Raw genomic sequence first — 14,557 nt, 5'->3', positions numbered from 1 at the left:
TCCGGAAAGGTTCTCATGACAGTTGCCTATCGCCGGGATCCCTGGTCCTGGCTCAAATCACCCGCAATGGCGCTGGCCGCCATCCTGCTCTTCTTTCTCATCGACGGAGCCCTGGGCCAGGCCCTGGCCCACGGCGTGGCCGAAGGCGACAAGGGCTACATCCAGGAGACCTCCGGCTTCCTGTTCTGGCCGTTCGTCTATCTCGGGGCCAAGCACATGGTCACCGGCTACGACCACCTGCTGTTCCTGTTCGGCGTGATCTTCTTCCTCTACCGGATGAAGGACATCAGCATCTATGTGACGCTGTTCGCCATCGGCCACTCATCCACCCTGCTGCTGGGCGTGCTGACCGACATCAGCGTGTCCAGCTATCTGGTGGACGCGATCATCGGTCTGTCCGTCGTCTACAAGGCGCTCGACAACCTCGGCGCCTATCAGCGTTGGTTCGGATTCCAGCCCTCGACCAAGGCCGCGACCCTGATCTTCGGCCTGTTCCACGGCTTCGGCCTGGCGACCAAGCTGCAGGATTTCCAGCTGTCATCCGATGGACTGATCGGCAACCTGATCGCCTTCAACATCGGGGTCGAGGCAGGCCAGCTTCTGGCCCTGGGCGCCATCCTCATCGTCATGGGTTTCTGGCGCAGGACGACCGGCTTTTGGCGTCATGCCTATGCCGCCAATGTCGTCCTCATGACCCTCGGTTTCATCCTGGCGGGCTATCAGCTCGTCGGCTTCTTCGTCACCTGATCGGAGACCTCTCATGCAAAACGCCAACAAGCCCGACCCGTCCGAACTGCCCTCGACCGGCAAGCTGTTGAAGTCCACGGCCTTGGCCGTCGTGGTCGCCGCCGGTCTGCTCGTCACGATCGTACTGCCCGCCGAATACGGCACCGATCCCACCCGGGTCGGATCGCTGCTCGGCCTGACGGAAATGGGCCGCATCAAGGTGCAGCTTGCTGCTGAAGCCAAGGCCGAAGAGGCGGGCCTCCAGCCGGCCGCCACACCGCCCGCCGTCGCTGCGGCGCCGACCGCCGCAGTCACGCCCGCGGCGACTGCGCCCGGGGTCCGAACCGACGAGACCGTTCTCACCCTCGCCCCCGACCAGGGCGCCGAGATCAAGCTGGTGATGCAGGAAGGCGCTCGCGTCCGCTACGTCTGGTCAAGCAGCGGCGGGCGGATCAATTTCGACGTCCACGCCGACCGGCCCGGAACCTCCTATCATGGCTACAGCAAGGGATCGTCCCCGCGTGAGGAAGGCGACCTCACCGCCGCCTTCACCGGCAGTCACGGCTGGTTCTGGCGCAACCGCACCGGTGAGACGGTGACGATCACCCTGCAGACCACAGGCGCCTATACAGAGGTCAAGCGCGTGGTCTGATCTCCACGGCTCCTATCCCCTCGTCGTCGGCCAGCGGCTATGCCGTTCGTCGATGACGTAGGGGTGGGCGTGGCCCGCTTCGACGTCCAGCGCGTGGCCTTCCAGCAGGTGCGGATCATCGGGGTCGAGGTCGTCATGACTGTGCGGCACGGTATCCGGATCATGCGCCGGCCAGATCAGCAGCCCCAGGATCGTGCCCGAGGCGCACAGGCCCGCCAGGACCAGAAAGGCTGCACCGGGATCAACCGCCGCACTGACCAGACCCGCTACCGGATAGGCGATCAGCCAGCAGCCGTGCGACAGGGCGAACTGGGCCGCGAACAGCGAGGGCCGGTCTGCGGCGTTGGATGATCGCCGCAGGGCCCGACCGGCCGGCGTGATCGTCAACGAATAGCCGAAGCCCATGGTCACCCACAGCAACAGCAAGGCCGGGTAACTGACCGCAACCCACGAACCCGCCAGCAGCACCAGCGTCATCAGGCCGGCCCCGAGCACCATGGCGGACCGGTCCGAAAGCCGAACCAGCAGACGGGGCAGGATCACCGCCGCCGTCATCGATCCGCCGCCGAACGCCGCCAGCGCCCAGGCCGTCGCCTGCTCCGACATGGCGAAGCGCGACTGCACCAGCACCACGGTGTTGACGAACACCATCGCCCCGCCCGCCGCCGTCGCCAGACTGATCGCCAGCAGACCCCGAAGGCGCGGCGTCAGCGCGAACAATCGGATGCCCCCGGTCAGTCGTTGCATGAAGGGCCGGGGCTGGGCCGTGCTCAACGCCGGCAAGACCGCGCTGACGACGAACAGTGCGGAAACGACGAAACCGACTGCTGTCCCTGCAAACAGATTGTTGTAGCTCATCACCGCCAGCAGCAGGGCCGCCAGCACGGGGCTGGCGACGCTCTCCAGATCGGCTGCCAGCCGCGAGAGCGACAGCGCCTTGGTGTATTCGGCCTCGTCCGGAAGCAGGTCGGGGATCATGGCCTGGAAGGCCGGAGTGAAGGCGGCCGAGGCGACATAGAGCACGGTCATCAGCCCGTAGATCTGCCAGGCTTCACCGACGAATGGCAGGCTGACCGCGACCCCGGCCCGCACCACGTCGAGAGAGACCAGCAGCGTCTTCCTCGGCAGTCTCGCCGCCAGGGCGCTCGCGAATGGCGCCACGCCGATATAGGCGACCATCTTGATCGCCAAAGCAGCCCCAAGGATTTCCCCGGCGCTCGCCCCCGCCAGATCGTGGGCCAGCAGCCCGAGCGCGACGGTCGCCATTCCCGTCCCCAGCAGGGCCGAAACCTGGGCCATGAAGAGGTGCCGGTAGGCGGAGTAACGCAGGGGAGAAAACATCAAAGGGTCACCTGGGACGCCACGGAATCCCGGGCGATCCCGGAGGGCGGCTCCCCTTCGTCGAGTCTCGCATACGGTTGCAATATACTCTAGGGGAGTAGCCATGGGACATACGGTCACCGGCAAGAAAAAACTCGTGGCGCGCATTCGACGCATCGCCGGCCAGTTGGCTGCGATCGAGAGAGCCATCGAAACCGAAACGGATTGCTCGCGGGTTCTCCAGCAGGTCGCGGCGGCGCGCGGGGCGATGGGCGGGCTACTCAATGAACTGATTGAGGACCATCTGAGACACCACGTCGCCAACCCCGATCTGAGCGAGCATGACCGCCGGATCGGCACCGACGAGCTGATCGCCCTTATCCGCCGCTATTCCAGCTAGGCCGAGTGCATGAGCAGAACGCGCTCCGAGGATACCGGCCGGCGGGCAAACCGGGATGCAGGATCCGGTATCGGTCCGGCCCTAGATACGATCCGGCCTCCACCCGCGCACAACGGACCGCATGAGGCCGGCCCGGCTGAAATCGGCGACCACTACCCGGAGACGAGGCCGTGAGCTCCGATTCCCCCTGCACCGACGTCTGCCGCTTCGATGGTCGCACCGGCTGGTGCGTGGGTTGCGGTCGTTCGGTCCCCGAAGTCCGGGCCTGGCGAAAGATGCCGCCGCGTACCCGTCAGCTCCTCCTCAGGGAGCTGACCCGACGCCTGCGGCGGCTCAAGGATCAATGACCATGCCGGACCGGGTTTCACTGATGGCGACCGCTGAACGGTTCGGGATCTGAACGGTGCCGGTGCCGGTGCCTCTGGCCCGGCGGAAGCGCTGTTGTCGAACGGCCAGTACACGCAGAATCGATAATGCTTCTCATTTTTGAAGTAGAGCGGTCCCGAGGGATCGCCGAATACGCCGCGTAATACAGATCAGGGGGCCATGCCGGCGCTCCGAAGACTGTTGACCTTATCTCCGGAAGATCCGCTCAATGTCCGCCAATCGAAGCCTGCTGACGAAAATCCTGCACGGACTCCTGGCCGTGGCGGTGATCCACCAGTTGGTGATCATCAACTTCATGATCGCGCCCAAGCCGGGTCGACCGGAGAATTTCGCATTCGAGCTCCACGAGTGGGTCGGCCTGACCAGTTTCGGCCTGCTCGCGGCCTACTGGCTGTGGACCCTGGTGCGCCGGGGCGAAATGCCGTTCCACCTGCTGGTGCCGTGGTTCTCTCTGAAGGCGACCCTCGCCGTCTGGCGCGACTTCCGGCTCCATGTCTCGGAATGGCGTCATGGCCGGTTGCCCGCTGAGGGCACTCATCCATTCGCGCATGCGATTCACGGACTGGGCTTGATCGTCATCAGCGTCATGGCGTTCACCGGAGCGCTGACCCTCCTGACCGTGCTCCCCGAACCCGTGCGAGCGACGGGTCTCGGCATCCATGAGCTGTTCTCCAAACTGGTCTGGGCCTATCTCGTCGGCCACGCCGGCCTCGCCGTGCTCCACGAACTGGCCGGGCACCGCCTGGTCCGCAAGATGTTCTGGTCGGCGTCGTGATCCTTGCGGAAGCTCCTTCCCGGCGACCGACGGCGCGGACGGCTTGCGCCTTTGTAATGTGGCCGAGAGCGTTGGCGAAGGTTGAGGTGGCTAGAGTCACTTTCGCACCCGCTTGGGGTGGATGGAGACCAGTATGACCCGCAAATCCCTTGTTCTCGGCCTCTCTGCGGCGGCCCTCATCTCGGCCGCGGCCGTCGGCGGCGCGGCGATCGCCGCCAATCCCGGCGCGACCGGGCCGGATGAACGGACCGAGATCGCCGCCGTCAACGGCGCGCGCGTTTCGCTGGCCCAGGCGGTCGCGATCGCGGAACGCCAGGGTTCGGGCAAGGCCATGGAGGCCTCGTTCGACGATGAGAGCGGCGGAAAGTGGGAAGTCGAGGTCGCCAGCGGTGACCGGGTGGCGACCTATGCCGTCGACATGACCAGCGGCGGCGTCAGCGCGGTCGCCGAAGAGGCCGACGAAGCCAATGAAGGCCCCGAGGACAACGACTGACTACACCTGATCGCCACGCCGCCCCCGACACGGGGGCGGCGTCTCCCTTGCCGGGACGCCAGAATGAAACTCCTGCTTCTTGAAGACGATGCCGAGACCGCCGAGTTCGTGACCCGCGGGCTCGCCGAGGCCGGTCACACGGTCGACATCGCGGTAACCGCCGACGACGGACTGCATCTGGCGCTCGAAGGCGCGCACGACGTGCTGATCATCGACCGGATGGTGCCGGGCGGTGACGGCCTGTCCGTCGTCCGTGCGGTCCGCGAGGCGGGCAAGTCCACGCCGGTTATCTTTCTCACTGCCGTCGGCGGTGTCAGGGACAGGGTCGAGGGCTTTGAGTCCGGGGGAGATGACTATCTGGTCAAACCCTATGCCTTCAGTGAACTTCTGGCCCGGGTCCAGGCGCTCGGCCGACGGTCGCCGGTCCTGGATCTGAGAACATGTATCGACGTGGGTGACCTCCAGCTCGACCTCGGCGCACGGACTGCCCGACGGGGTACGACCCGGCTCGATCTCACACCCCAGGAATTCAAACTGCTGGAGTTTCTCGCCCGGCACAGTGGTCAGGTCGTCACCCGCGCCATGCTCCTGGACAAGGTCTGGGGGTTTCATTTCGATCCCAGGACCAATCTTGTCGACGCCCATATGAGTCGCCTGAGAGCCAAGGTCGATCGACCGTTCGGTCACGACCTCATCCACACGGTTCGAGGCGCGGGGTATATGATCGATGACCGCGCCTAGGTTCCTCGCCTCCTCCGCGCTTCGTCTCGCGACCGCCTTCGCCGTGATCTTCGCCCTGGGCGGCGCCCTGATGTTCGGCGCGTTCCAGTGGGCGGTCACCGGTTACGCCAACGCCTCGATTGAAGAGGATCTGCGCGTCGAGAGCCGGGTTCTGCTCGCCGACCAGGCGGCTTCGGATCTTCCCGGTCTGGAGCGCCGGGTCTCCTCGCGCACGCGGCTCGGCAGCCCTTTTTCCTACGCCCTGTTTGACCGGACCGGTCGCCGTCTGGCCGGCGAGCTTCCGCTCGAGGCCCCGCAAGGCCCCGGTCTGGGCCAGGTGGCCATGCCCGCGCCGACTGACGGCAGCGCGGGCGCCGACGAACCGATTCTGGTCCGCACCCTCGCGACGCCCCTGCCTGACGGAAGTCTGGTGGTCGGCAAGACGACCTATGCGGTGCACGAACTGCAGGAATGGATGGCGCAGATCGCGCTCTGGGGAGCCGCGGGCATGGCGGTTCTCGCCGCCCTGGGCGGCCTGACGGCGGGCCTCATCCTGGCCCGGCGTCTTGAGCGAGTGAACACCGCCACGGCGAGGATCATGCAGGGCCATCTGAGCGAACGGCTGCCTCCGATCGGCCTGGGCTCTGAGTTCGCGGCATTGCGGGACAATCTCAATCGCATGCTGGAGCGGCTGGAGGCATCCATGGAGGCGATGCGGCATGTATCCTCCGACATCGCTCATGATCTCAGAACGCCCCTCAACCGGATGCGCCAGAGACTGGAACAGTCCCGCGCCCGGTCCGGGACGGTCCAAGGTCTGCATGAGGCGATCGACCACGCCCTGACCGACCTCGACGGCGCGCTGGACATTTTCGCAGCCCTGCTTCGCATCGCCCAGATCGAGGCGGGCGCGGGACGTGAGGCCTTCGTGCCCGTGGATGCGTCAGCCCTGATCCGGCGGGTTTTTGACGCCTATCAGCCTGTCGCCGACGAAGCCGGTCACACCATGGCGCTTCTGGCCGACAGCAAAAGGCTGATCCTCGGCGATGAGGATTTGCTTATCCAGATGCTGTCCAACCTGGTGGAAAACGCCATCGTCCATGCCGACGAGCCCGTTCACATCATCCTAGAGGTGCATGACGAAGGGTCTAGGACCGTTCTCTGTGTCCGGGATACGGGGTCCGGGATTCCGGACGAGGCGGTGTCCAGGGTAACGCGTCGATTCTACCGCCTCGACCACAGCCGCCACTCCCCGGGTGCAGGCTTGGGGCTCGCCCTGGTGGCCGCGATCGCCTCGCTCCACAACGCGGATCTCGTGCTGGGCTCGAATCGCCCGGGGTTGAGCGTCAGGCTGAACTTCCTCGCAGCCGGAGAAGTCGACAGTGCCGGTAGCGGATCGGAACCATGATGGATTGCCGAGCCGGACCCGTCGGCGCCGGACCCACTCGCCCGGTCGTGATCCCTCCGCCGGGCACGGCGCGCCCGCCACGCGGCCGGGAACCGGATGTCGGAGGCCCCGAGTGCGTGAACTGAGCCCTCGCTCCGGCGGTCCCCGGCCCGGTCCGCTTCACAGCGCCGGGCACCGGCGACTGACCCGCTTGGTGCCCGTGGGTCTGGCCGTGATCGCCTTGGGGGGCTGTGTCACCTATCGTCAGGCCGACCTGCCGGATCGTCCCCGGTCGGATCCGAGCTCCGAGGACCTCAACCTCGCGGCCGCTGGTCTTGAGCGTTCCACGCCCGGCCCGGTGGACATAGACCTGTCCCGGCCGTTGTCTCCCGACCAGCTGGGGCTCATCGCCGTCATCGCCAACCCCGAGCTGAGGGCCCATCGCGCCCGGCTCGGCGTCGCCGATGCCCAGGTGTTCGAGGCCGGGCTGCTCCCGGATCCGCAATTCTCCTTCAGTCTGGATCGTCCCGTCTCCGCCCCCGGCCTCGTGGACGCCATCGCCGGCGGTCTGGGGATCGACACCTCCAGCTTCTACATGCGCCCCCTGAGACAGCGGTCCGCACGGGCCGTCCGCGATCAGGTGCGGCTCGACGTCGCCTGGCTGGAATGGCAGGCGGCGGGCCAGGCGCGTCTTCTGGCCGCCCGCATCGGCGGACTGGAAACCGTGCGGGGGCTGGCGTTCGAAGCCTCTCGCGCCGCCGACGACGCCCTGGGTCGAACCCTTCGGGCGGTGGCGCGCGGCGATCTGTCGGCGAACGATCTGGAAGCTCGGCGCATCGCGGCGGCCGACGCCGGCGACCGAGCCCGGAGCGCCGAGCGCGATCTGCAGGCGGCCCGGTTCGCGCTGAACGCCGCGCTCGGTCTGTCCCCCGACGCCGTCGTCGCCCTGAGCGATCCGCCGCTGTCTCATCTCCCGCCACCGGACCCGGTGAATCTGGTCGAACGGGCGTATCGCCAACGGCTCGACCTGGCCGCCCTGAGCGCCGGCTATAACGGCCAGGACGCCAATCTGCGGCTTGCCTTGCTTCAGCAATATCCTCGCCTGAATCTGGCGCTGAACGCGACGCGGGACACAGGCGCCGTGAGGACGAACGGCGTCGCGATCGGTTTCGACCTGCCGCTGTGGAACCGGAACCGTGGCGCGATCGCGGTGCAGGACGCCACGCGCGAACAGCTTCGCGCGGAATACGAGGCGCGCCTGTTCTCGACGCGCTCGGAGATCACCACCCTGATCGCCGCCTACCGGATCGGCCTGCGCCAGCGGGACGCGTTGGAGGCCCAGGTCGCGCCGTTGAGGCAAACCGTCGAAGCCTTCGAACGGGCCGGCGCGCGCGGCGACATTGCCCGCGTCACGGCCGAGACCGCGCGTCAGGCTCTCACCGACAAGGAGATCGCCCTCGCCGTCCTGGATCAGACCTTGTCGGAACAATGGGTGGCGCTGGAACTGGCGTCGGGTGCCTTGATCGGGGAAGCGAAATGATGCGGATCACGGTGGGAGTGGCGGCACTGACACTGGCGCTGGCCGGATGTTCAAAACCGGCGGACACGGCCGCGACGCCCGTCGCGGCCGTGCGCACCGCGGCCGTCGTCACCCGGATGCTGGACGAGACCGTCACGGCCTACGGCCAGGTGGAGTTCGATCCCGCGGCCATCCGGACCCTGACGGCGACCTTCGAGGCCCAGGTGGCCCAGATCCACGTCACTGTCGGTGAGGCCGTGCAGGCCGGTCAGCCGATCGTGACCCTGACCGCCAGCCCGACGACCCGTCTCGATCTCGATCGGCTCGCCCGCGAGGCCAGCGTGACGAGCGCCGAACACGCGCGGCTTCAGCGGCTTCGCGCCGACGGGCTCGCCGCGGACGCCGAAGTCACAGTGGCCGCCGCCGCCGCGGCCACCGCCCGGGAAGCCAGCGCCAACCTGCGCCGCCTGACCGGCGGGGGCCGGATCACGCTCCGCGCGCCGGTCAGCGGCGTCATCAACAGCCTGCCCACCAGCCCCGGCGCGCTCGTCGGTGCCGGCGGGGCGGTGGCCAGTCTCGGCTCAACCCATCTCCTGAACGCCCGTCTCGGCGTCGAGGTCGAGGACGCCCAGAGAATTCGTTCCGGCGCGGCTATCCGCCTGACCGGCCTGCATGACGACGGGGCCGCGGTCCAGGCTCGCGTCGCCTCCGTGGACCGTCGGGTCGAGCCGGCCACACGCCTGGCCGCCGTCATCGTCTCCCTGCCGCCGGGCAGCCCGGTTCTCCCGGGTGAATCACTCAAGGGAGAGATCGTCGTCAGCACCTTGCCCGACGCCATCGTCGCCCCGCGGGCGGCGGTTCTCTATGACGGGGACCAGCCGTATGTGTTCGTCGTCAACCGCAACATCGCCGCGCGTCGGCCCGTCACGATCGGTCTGGAAGAGGCCGATGTGGTGCAACTCACCCGCGGCGTGCGGGCGGGTGATCGCGTCGTCATAGAGGGCGGTCCGGCCCTGTCGGACGGGATGAAGACACGGGAAGGTCCCGTCCCTTCCACGGCTCCGGCGGCGACGCGATGAGCCGCTGGCTGAGCGGCCAGGTCCGCTTCCTCCTTCTCGCCTTTGTGCTGCTGGCGCTATCGGGGTCCGCCTCGGCCTTGCGACTGCCCGTCAGCCTGTTCCCGCACATCGACTTCCCGCGGGTCGTCGTCGCCCTCGACGCTGGTGACCGTCCCGTCGACCAGATGGTCAATCAGGTGACCCGTCCGGTCGAGCAGGCCCTGCGCACCGTGCCGGGCGTCGTCGGCGTTCGCTCCACCAGCAGTCGCGGATCGGCGGAGCTGTCGGTCAATTTCGCCTGGGGCGCCGACATGGTCGCCGCTACCCTGCAGGCGGAATCGGCCGTGAACGCCGTGGTCCCGGACCTCCCGGCCGGCACGCGCTTTGAGGTCCGACGCATGGATCCCACCGTGTTTCCGGTGCTGGGTCTGGCCCTGGTGTCGCCGACTCGCGATCCGATCGCACTGCGCGACTTCGGGCACCTCCAGCTGGCACCCCTGCTGTCCTCCGTGCCCGGCGTGGCCAGCGTCACTGTCCTCGGGGGTCAGGAGAAGGAGTATCAGGTGCTCGCCGATCCGGCCCGGCTCCAGGCGCTCGGCCTGTCGATCGAGGATCTCGCTCGCACCCTGTCGTCCAACAATGTGGTGGTGGCCACGGGTCGGCTGGAAGATCGCTATCGGCTCTATCTGGTTCTGGCTGACAATCGTCTGACAGGCATCGACGACATTCGGCGCACCGTCGTCCAGACCGGAACGCGCGGGGTCGTCGAACTGGACGACATTGCCCAGGTCGTGACCCGTCAGACGCCGCAATGGACCCGGGTGACCTCGCAAGGCCGGGACGCGGTCCTGCTCAATATCCGCCAGACGCCGGATGCCAACAGCGTCGCCCTGGTCAAGGAGGTGCGCAGGCGCATCGCGGAGTTCGCGTCACAGACCCCGCCGGACGTTCAGATCGTCACCTACTACGATCAGTCGCAACTGGTGACCGCCGCCGCCGGAAGCGTGCGGGACGCTATTCTCCTGGGCGCGCTGCTGGCCGGGATCGTGCTCTTCGTCTTCCTGCGCAGTCTGCGATTCATGTTGATCGTCGCCCTGCTGTTGCCCGCGACGCTGGCGGCCACGACCGTCGTGCTCGGCCTGATGGGCATGAGTTTCAACATGATGACCCTGGGCGGGATGGCAGCGGCCGTCGGCCTCGTCGTTGATGATGCGGTCGTCATGCTCGAGCATCTGATGCGACGGCTGCAGGAGCGCCATCGCGGCTCCGACGCCGGCGGCAGCGTCCTCGAGGCGGCCTCGGAGATGATCCGCCCACTGATCGGATCGAGCCTGGCGACGGTCCTTGTTTTCGCTCCCCTCGCCTTCCTCGGCGGCGTCACGGGCGGCTTCTTCAAGGCCCTGGCGATCACCATGTCCGCCGCACTGGCGATCTCGCTCCTGTTCGCCCTGTTCGTCGCCCCGCTTCTGGCCGACCGCTGGGTCCGGGACCGCGATGTGCAGCAGGCGGAAAAGAGTGGAGCGATCCTCGATCGCTTCGGCGGGCGCTACGAGACGCTGATGCGCCGCGTTCTCAAGGCCCCGGGGCGGATCGCCCTGATCGTCGGCATGGTCATGCTGGTCGTCGGCGGCTTCGCCTATACCCGCGTCGGATCCGGCTTCATGCCGAAGATGGATGAGGGCGGGTTCATCCTCGACTACTACGCCGCGCCGGGCACCTCCCTGGCCGAGACCGACAGACTGCTGAGGCAGGTCGAGCTCATTTTGCAGAACACCGCCGATGTCGAAAGCTATTCGCGCCGGACAGGCCTGCAACTCGGCGGCGGCCTGTCCGAAGCGAATGAGGGCGACTTTTTTGTGCGCCTGAAGGCCAAGGGACGACGGCCGATCGAAGCGGTCACCGCGGACGTCCGTCGGCGCATCGAAGCGACCGTCCCCGGTCTGACCATCTCCACCGCCCAGTTGATGGAGGACCTGATCGGCGACCTGACCGCGGTGCCGCAACCCATCGAGGTCAAACTGCTGGGGTCGGACGAGGCCGCCTTGAAGGCCGCCTCCCCCCTGGTCGTCGATGCCATCGGAAAAATTCGCGGGGTGATCGAGGTCGATGGCGGGCTGCGGGTCGCCGGCGACGCCATCGTGATCACAGTCAACCGACCGGCTGCCGCCCTCGAAGGGCTAGACCCGGAAGCGATCACCCGTCAGCTGGACATGCTGACCGGCGGGTCGGTCATCGGCCACATCCAAGAGGGCGACAAGCTGGTCGGCGTTCGTGTGTGGACCGAAGGCTCGCTACGCGACCGCGTGCGCACCCTTGAAGACCTCCCGCTGCGGGCGCCCGACGGCCACGCCCTGCCGCTGAAGCGTATCGCGACCCTGTCGATCGCCCCGGGCCAACCGCAGATCACCCGCGAGAATCTCCAGCCTCTCGTCGCCGTCACCGCGCGTCTCGAAGGCCGCGACCTGGGCTCGGCCATGCGCGAGGTGTCCCGGACCGTGGGGGGGCTCAGCCTGCCGTCCGGCGTCCGCGTCGAGTATGGCGGCCTGTATGCCGAACAGCAGAAATCATTCCGGGATCTCGCCGTCGTCTTCGTCTCGGCTCTGCTGCTTGTCGGCCTGCTGTTCCTCTATCTGTTTCGAAGCTGGGCCGCCGTCGGAAGCATCATCGCCACCCTGGTCCTTGCCGCCTCCAGCGTCTTTCTCGGCCTTTGGGTCACGGGCACGGAGCTGAACATTTCGGCGATGATGGGACTGACCATGGTGATCGGCATCGTCGCCGAGCTGGGCGTCTTCTACCTGGCGGAACTGCCGACCGGCGGACGGCCGCATCCTGACACGCTCATCGCCGCGGGCCGGGCCCGCCTGCGGCCGATCCTGATGTCGGCCCTGATCGCCATACTGGCCCTGGCACCTCTCGCGCTGGGCCTCGGGGAGGGCTCGGCGATGCAGAAGCCCCTGGCTATCGCGATCATCACCGGCCTGCTGGCGGGCGTGCCCCTGATCCTGATCTTCACCCCCACGCTGCTGGCGCGTCTGTCCACTCCCGTTCGGGAACGTCGTCCGTGACCGCTCCCTCCTGGACCGACACCCGGCCGTCACGCCAGAACCTCCCGGTAGAGGCGCAGAGAGCGCCGTCGCCCGGATCGGCGGCTTCGACGCCGCAGTCTCCCGTCGACGGCGCAATGCCGAACCCGCGACCGTTTTCCTTTCTCTGACCCAATGAGCGTTTCAACATGACCGGACAAATTTCGACAGCCGGACTTCAGAAGATCCAGCAGCTGCGCAAGGTAGCCTTGCTCGTCGGCATCCTCGCCGTCCTGGCGCTGGCGGCGGTTTCCCGGTCGTTCGGGGGCGAAGGCCTGTTTTCCGAACTGCTCGAAATGGGCGGGCTTGCGCTGATCGCGGTCTGCATAATCGGGCGGGCCTGGTGCTCGCTCTATATCGGCGGGCGCAAGACCGCCGAGATCGTGGATCGCGGTCCCTATTCCATCTCTCGCAATCCGCTTTATGTCTTCAGCTTCATGGGCGCGTTCGGCATGGGCGCCCTGACCGGCAGCCTGACGATTGCGCTGCTGTTCCTGCTGATCGCGGCGCTCGTCTTCCGCGCAACGGTGAAGCGCGAGGAAGCGTGGCTGAGCGAGGCGTTCGGCGCCGCCTATGCCGCCTACATGGCGCGCACGCCGCGCTTCTGGCCCGATCCCTCCAAATGGCGAGATTCCGAGACCCTGGAGATCCGCCCGGTGTTCTTCCTGCGCACCCTGCGGGACGGCGCCGTGATGGCCTTCGCCTATCCGCTGTTCGAGTCGCTCGAATACTTCCAGGACATCGGATGGCTTCGGGTCGTCCTGTCCCTGCCATGACCGCGCGCCGGCGGAGCCGTCGCGCTGTCGGTCAGGGCTAGACTCCCACTATGAGCGCGCCTCTCAGGACCGGCCTGAAAGCGGTGCCCCGGAGCGTCTGGGCCATCGGCTTCGTGTCCATGTTCATGGATATCTCCTCGGAGATGATTCACGCCCTGCTGCCGGTCTTTCTGGTAACGGGGCTCGGCGCGAGCGTCGCGCTGGTAGGTTTGCTCGAAGGCGTCGCCGAGGCCACGGCCTCGATCACCAAGGTCTTCTCCGGCTGGCTCAGCGACCGGCTTGGCCACCGCAAATGGCTGGCGGTGGCCGGCTATGGCCTGGGCGCGCTGACCAAGCCGGTGTTTCCGATCGCGGTGACCCCGTGGGAGGTGTTCGGGGCCCGGTTCGCGGACCGGATCGGCAAGGGCCTTCGAGGCGCCCCCCGCGATGCCCTGGTCGCTGACATCGCACCACCCCCGATCCGCGGCGCCGCCTTCGGTCTGCGCCAGTCGCTGGACACCATCGGCGCCTTCGCCGGACCGCTTGTCGCGATGGCGTTGATGATGGTGCTCGCGGGGAATATCCGGGCCGTGTTCGCCTGGGCCGTGGTTCCTGCGGTGTTGGCGGTGCTGGTGTTGGTTTTCGCGGTCAGGGAGCCACGCCCCGTCGAAGGGGTTCGCCGTCTTCGCTTGCCGATCCGGTGGGGCGACGTGCTTGCGATGGGCGGCGGCTTCTGGGCCGTGATAGCGCTGGGCGCGGTGTTCACCATGGCGCGGTTCAGCGAGGCGTTTCTGGTATTGCGAGCGCAGGACGTGGGCCTCGCCATCGCTCTCGTACCCGTGGTGATGGTGGTGATGAACCTGGTCTATTCCGCCGTTGCCGCCCCCGCGGGCAGCCTCTCTGACCGAATGGATCGGCGCTGGCTTCTTGTCCTGGGCCTGGCGGTGCTGATCGCCGCCGACGTCGTCCTCGCCCTTGTGGCGACGGTTCCCGGCGTGTTGCTCGGGGTCGCCCTGTGGGGGCTGCATATGGGGCTGACCCAGGGATTGCTGGCGGCCCTGGTCGCCGATACGGCTCCGTCGCACCTTAGGGGTACCGCCTTTGGCCTGTTCAACCTCGCCAGCGGCGCGACCTTGCTGGCCGCCAGCGTCGTCGCCGGCCTGCTCTGGGCCCGGATGGGCCCAGAGGCGACATTCATCGCCGGTGCCGTGTTCGCCCTGCTGGCGACCATCTGGCTTGTGTCCATGACCCTGCGCCATCCAGGCAGGCGGAACGCGACCCC

14 protein-coding genes are annotated in these 14,557 nt (G+C 67.4%); 13 read left to right on the top strand and 1 reads right to left on the bottom strand.

The window, feature by feature from the left end; all coding sequences use genetic code 11:
* The first annotated feature begins 66 nt into the window (after positions 1 to 66).
* Positions 67 to 747 carry a HupE/UreJ family protein gene (locus Q0588_RS08365; protein WP_298745478.1) on the top strand — a complete coding sequence of 227 codons (681 nt, stop codon included), beginning with the start codon at positions 67 to 69 and terminating at the stop codon, positions 745 to 747.
* A gap of 13 nt (positions 748 to 760) precedes the next feature.
* A complete protein-coding gene (locus tag Q0588_RS08360; RefSeq protein WP_298745477.1) occupies positions 761 to 1,378 on the top strand; it encodes a transmembrane anchor protein in 618 nt (205 codons plus the stop codon).
* Positions 1,379 to 1,390: 12 nt separating this feature from the next.
* Here Q0588_RS08360 and Q0588_RS08355 read toward each other — a convergent pair whose 3' ends face one another.
* A complete protein-coding gene (locus Q0588_RS08355; protein ID WP_298745476.1) occupies positions 1,391 to 2,719 on the bottom strand; it encodes an MFS transporter in 1,329 nt (442 codons plus the stop codon).
* A 103-nt stretch (positions 2,720 to 2,822) separates the two neighbouring features.
* Between Q0588_RS08355 and Q0588_RS08350 the strand changes: the two genes are divergently transcribed.
* The 11 genes from Q0588_RS08350 to Q0588_RS08305 all read left to right on the top strand — a co-directional run.
* Positions 2,823 to 3,098, top strand: coding sequence for a metal/formaldehyde-sensitive transcriptional repressor (locus Q0588_RS08350; RefSeq protein ID WP_298745475.1), 276 nt, complete (start codon positions 2,823 to 2,825; stop codon positions 3,096 to 3,098).
* A gap of 170 nt (positions 3,099 to 3,268) precedes the next feature.
* Entirely contained in the window at positions 3,269 to 3,445 is a 177-nt protein-coding gene (locus tag Q0588_RS16030) for a DUF1289 domain-containing protein (protein WP_366872772.1), read from the top strand.
* Positions 3,446 to 3,693: 248 nt separating this feature from the next.
* Positions 3,694 to 4,260, top strand: a complete 567-nt coding sequence (locus Q0588_RS08345; protein ID WP_298745474.1) for a cytochrome b/b6 domain-containing protein — start codon at positions 3,694 to 3,696, stop codon at positions 4,258 to 4,260.
* A 133-nt stretch (positions 4,261 to 4,393) separates the two neighbouring features.
* Positions 4,394 to 4,753 carry a PepSY domain-containing protein gene (locus Q0588_RS08340; RefSeq protein ID WP_298745473.1) on the top strand — a complete coding sequence of 120 codons (360 nt, stop codon included), beginning with the start codon at positions 4,394 to 4,396 and terminating at the stop codon, positions 4,751 to 4,753.
* Between the two features lie 63 nt (positions 4,754 to 4,816).
* Positions 4,817 to 5,494, top strand: coding sequence for a winged helix-turn-helix domain-containing protein (locus Q0588_RS08335; RefSeq protein ID WP_298745472.1), 678 nt, complete (start codon positions 4,817 to 4,819; stop codon positions 5,492 to 5,494).
* On the top strand, positions 5,481 to 6,881 hold the full coding sequence (locus Q0588_RS08330) for a HAMP domain-containing sensor histidine kinase (protein ID WP_298745471.1): 1,401 nt from the start codon (positions 5,481 to 5,483) through the stop codon (positions 6,879 to 6,881). Before Q0588_RS08335 ends, Q0588_RS08330 begins: the two co-directional genes overlap by 14 nt.
* Before the next feature lie 199 nt (positions 6,882 to 7,080).
* On the top strand, positions 7,081 to 8,400 hold the full coding sequence (locus Q0588_RS08325; RefSeq protein ID WP_298745470.1) for a TolC family protein: 1,320 nt from the start codon (positions 7,081 to 7,083) through the stop codon (positions 8,398 to 8,400).
* 17 nt (positions 8,401 to 8,417) lie between these two features.
* The gene (locus Q0588_RS08320) at positions 8,418 to 9,458 is read left to right on the top strand and encodes an efflux RND transporter periplasmic adaptor subunit (RefSeq protein WP_298745469.1); all 1,041 of its coding nucleotides are present in this window, start codon (positions 8,418 to 8,420) and stop codon (positions 9,456 to 9,458) included.
* Complete coding sequence (locus Q0588_RS08315; protein WP_298745468.1) at positions 9,455 to 12,502, top strand: efflux RND transporter permease subunit; 3,048 nt, start codon at positions 9,455 to 9,457, stop codon at positions 12,500 to 12,502. Before Q0588_RS08320 ends, Q0588_RS08315 begins: the two co-directional genes overlap by 4 nt.
* Before the next feature lie 167 nt (positions 12,503 to 12,669).
* A complete protein-coding gene (locus Q0588_RS08310; RefSeq protein WP_298745467.1) occupies positions 12,670 to 13,296 on the top strand; it encodes an isoprenylcysteine carboxylmethyltransferase family protein in 627 nt (208 codons plus the stop codon).
* A 50-nt stretch (positions 13,297 to 13,346) separates the two neighbouring features.
* A partial coding sequence (locus tag Q0588_RS08305) for an MFS transporter (RefSeq protein ID WP_298745466.1) occupies positions 13,347 to 14,557 on the top strand: 1,211 nt, incomplete at its 3' end.

This window comes from uncultured Brevundimonas sp., from assembly GCF_937870815.1.
Lineage (GTDB): Bacteria > Pseudomonadota > Alphaproteobacteria > Caulobacterales > Caulobacteraceae > Brevundimonas.
The sequence above is the reverse complement of the archived record's forward strand: the minus strand, read 5'-3'. Positions and strand labels throughout refer to the sequence as shown.

What these genes read in the sequence shown, in the direction of transcription:
- Q0588_RS08365 (WP_298745478.1), top strand. Translation starts at nt 67, where the DNA reads ATGGCGCTGGCCGCCATCCTGCTCTTCTTTCTCATCGACGGAGCCCTG.
- Q0588_RS08360 (WP_298745477.1), top strand. Translation starts at nt 761, where the DNA reads ATGCAAAACGCCAACAAGCCCGACCCGTCCGAACTGCCCTCGACCGGC.
- Q0588_RS08355 (WP_298745476.1), bottom strand. Translation starts at nt 2,719, where the DNA reads ATGTTTTCTCCCCTGCGTTACTCCGCCTACCGGCACCTCTTCATGGCC.
- Q0588_RS08350 (WP_298745475.1), top strand. Translation starts at nt 2,823, where the DNA reads ATGGGACATACGGTCACCGGCAAGAAAAAACTCGTGGCGCGCATTCGA.
- Q0588_RS08345 (WP_298745474.1), top strand. Translation starts at nt 3,694, where the DNA reads ATGTCCGCCAATCGAAGCCTGCTGACGAAAATCCTGCACGGACTCCTG.
- Q0588_RS08340 (WP_298745473.1), top strand. Translation starts at nt 4,394, where the DNA reads ATGACCCGCAAATCCCTTGTTCTCGGCCTCTCTGCGGCGGCCCTCATC.
- Q0588_RS08335 (WP_298745472.1), top strand. Translation starts at nt 4,817, where the DNA reads ATGAAACTCCTGCTTCTTGAAGACGATGCCGAGACCGCCGAGTTCGTG.
- Q0588_RS08330 (WP_298745471.1), top strand. Translation starts at nt 5,481, where the DNA reads ATGACCGCGCCTAGGTTCCTCGCCTCCTCCGCGCTTCGTCTCGCGACC.
- Q0588_RS08315 (WP_298745468.1), top strand. Translation starts at nt 9,455, where the DNA reads ATGAGCCGCTGGCTGAGCGGCCAGGTCCGCTTCCTCCTTCTCGCCTTT.
- Q0588_RS08310 (WP_298745467.1), top strand. Translation starts at nt 12,670, where the DNA reads ATGACCGGACAAATTTCGACAGCCGGACTTCAGAAGATCCAGCAGCTG.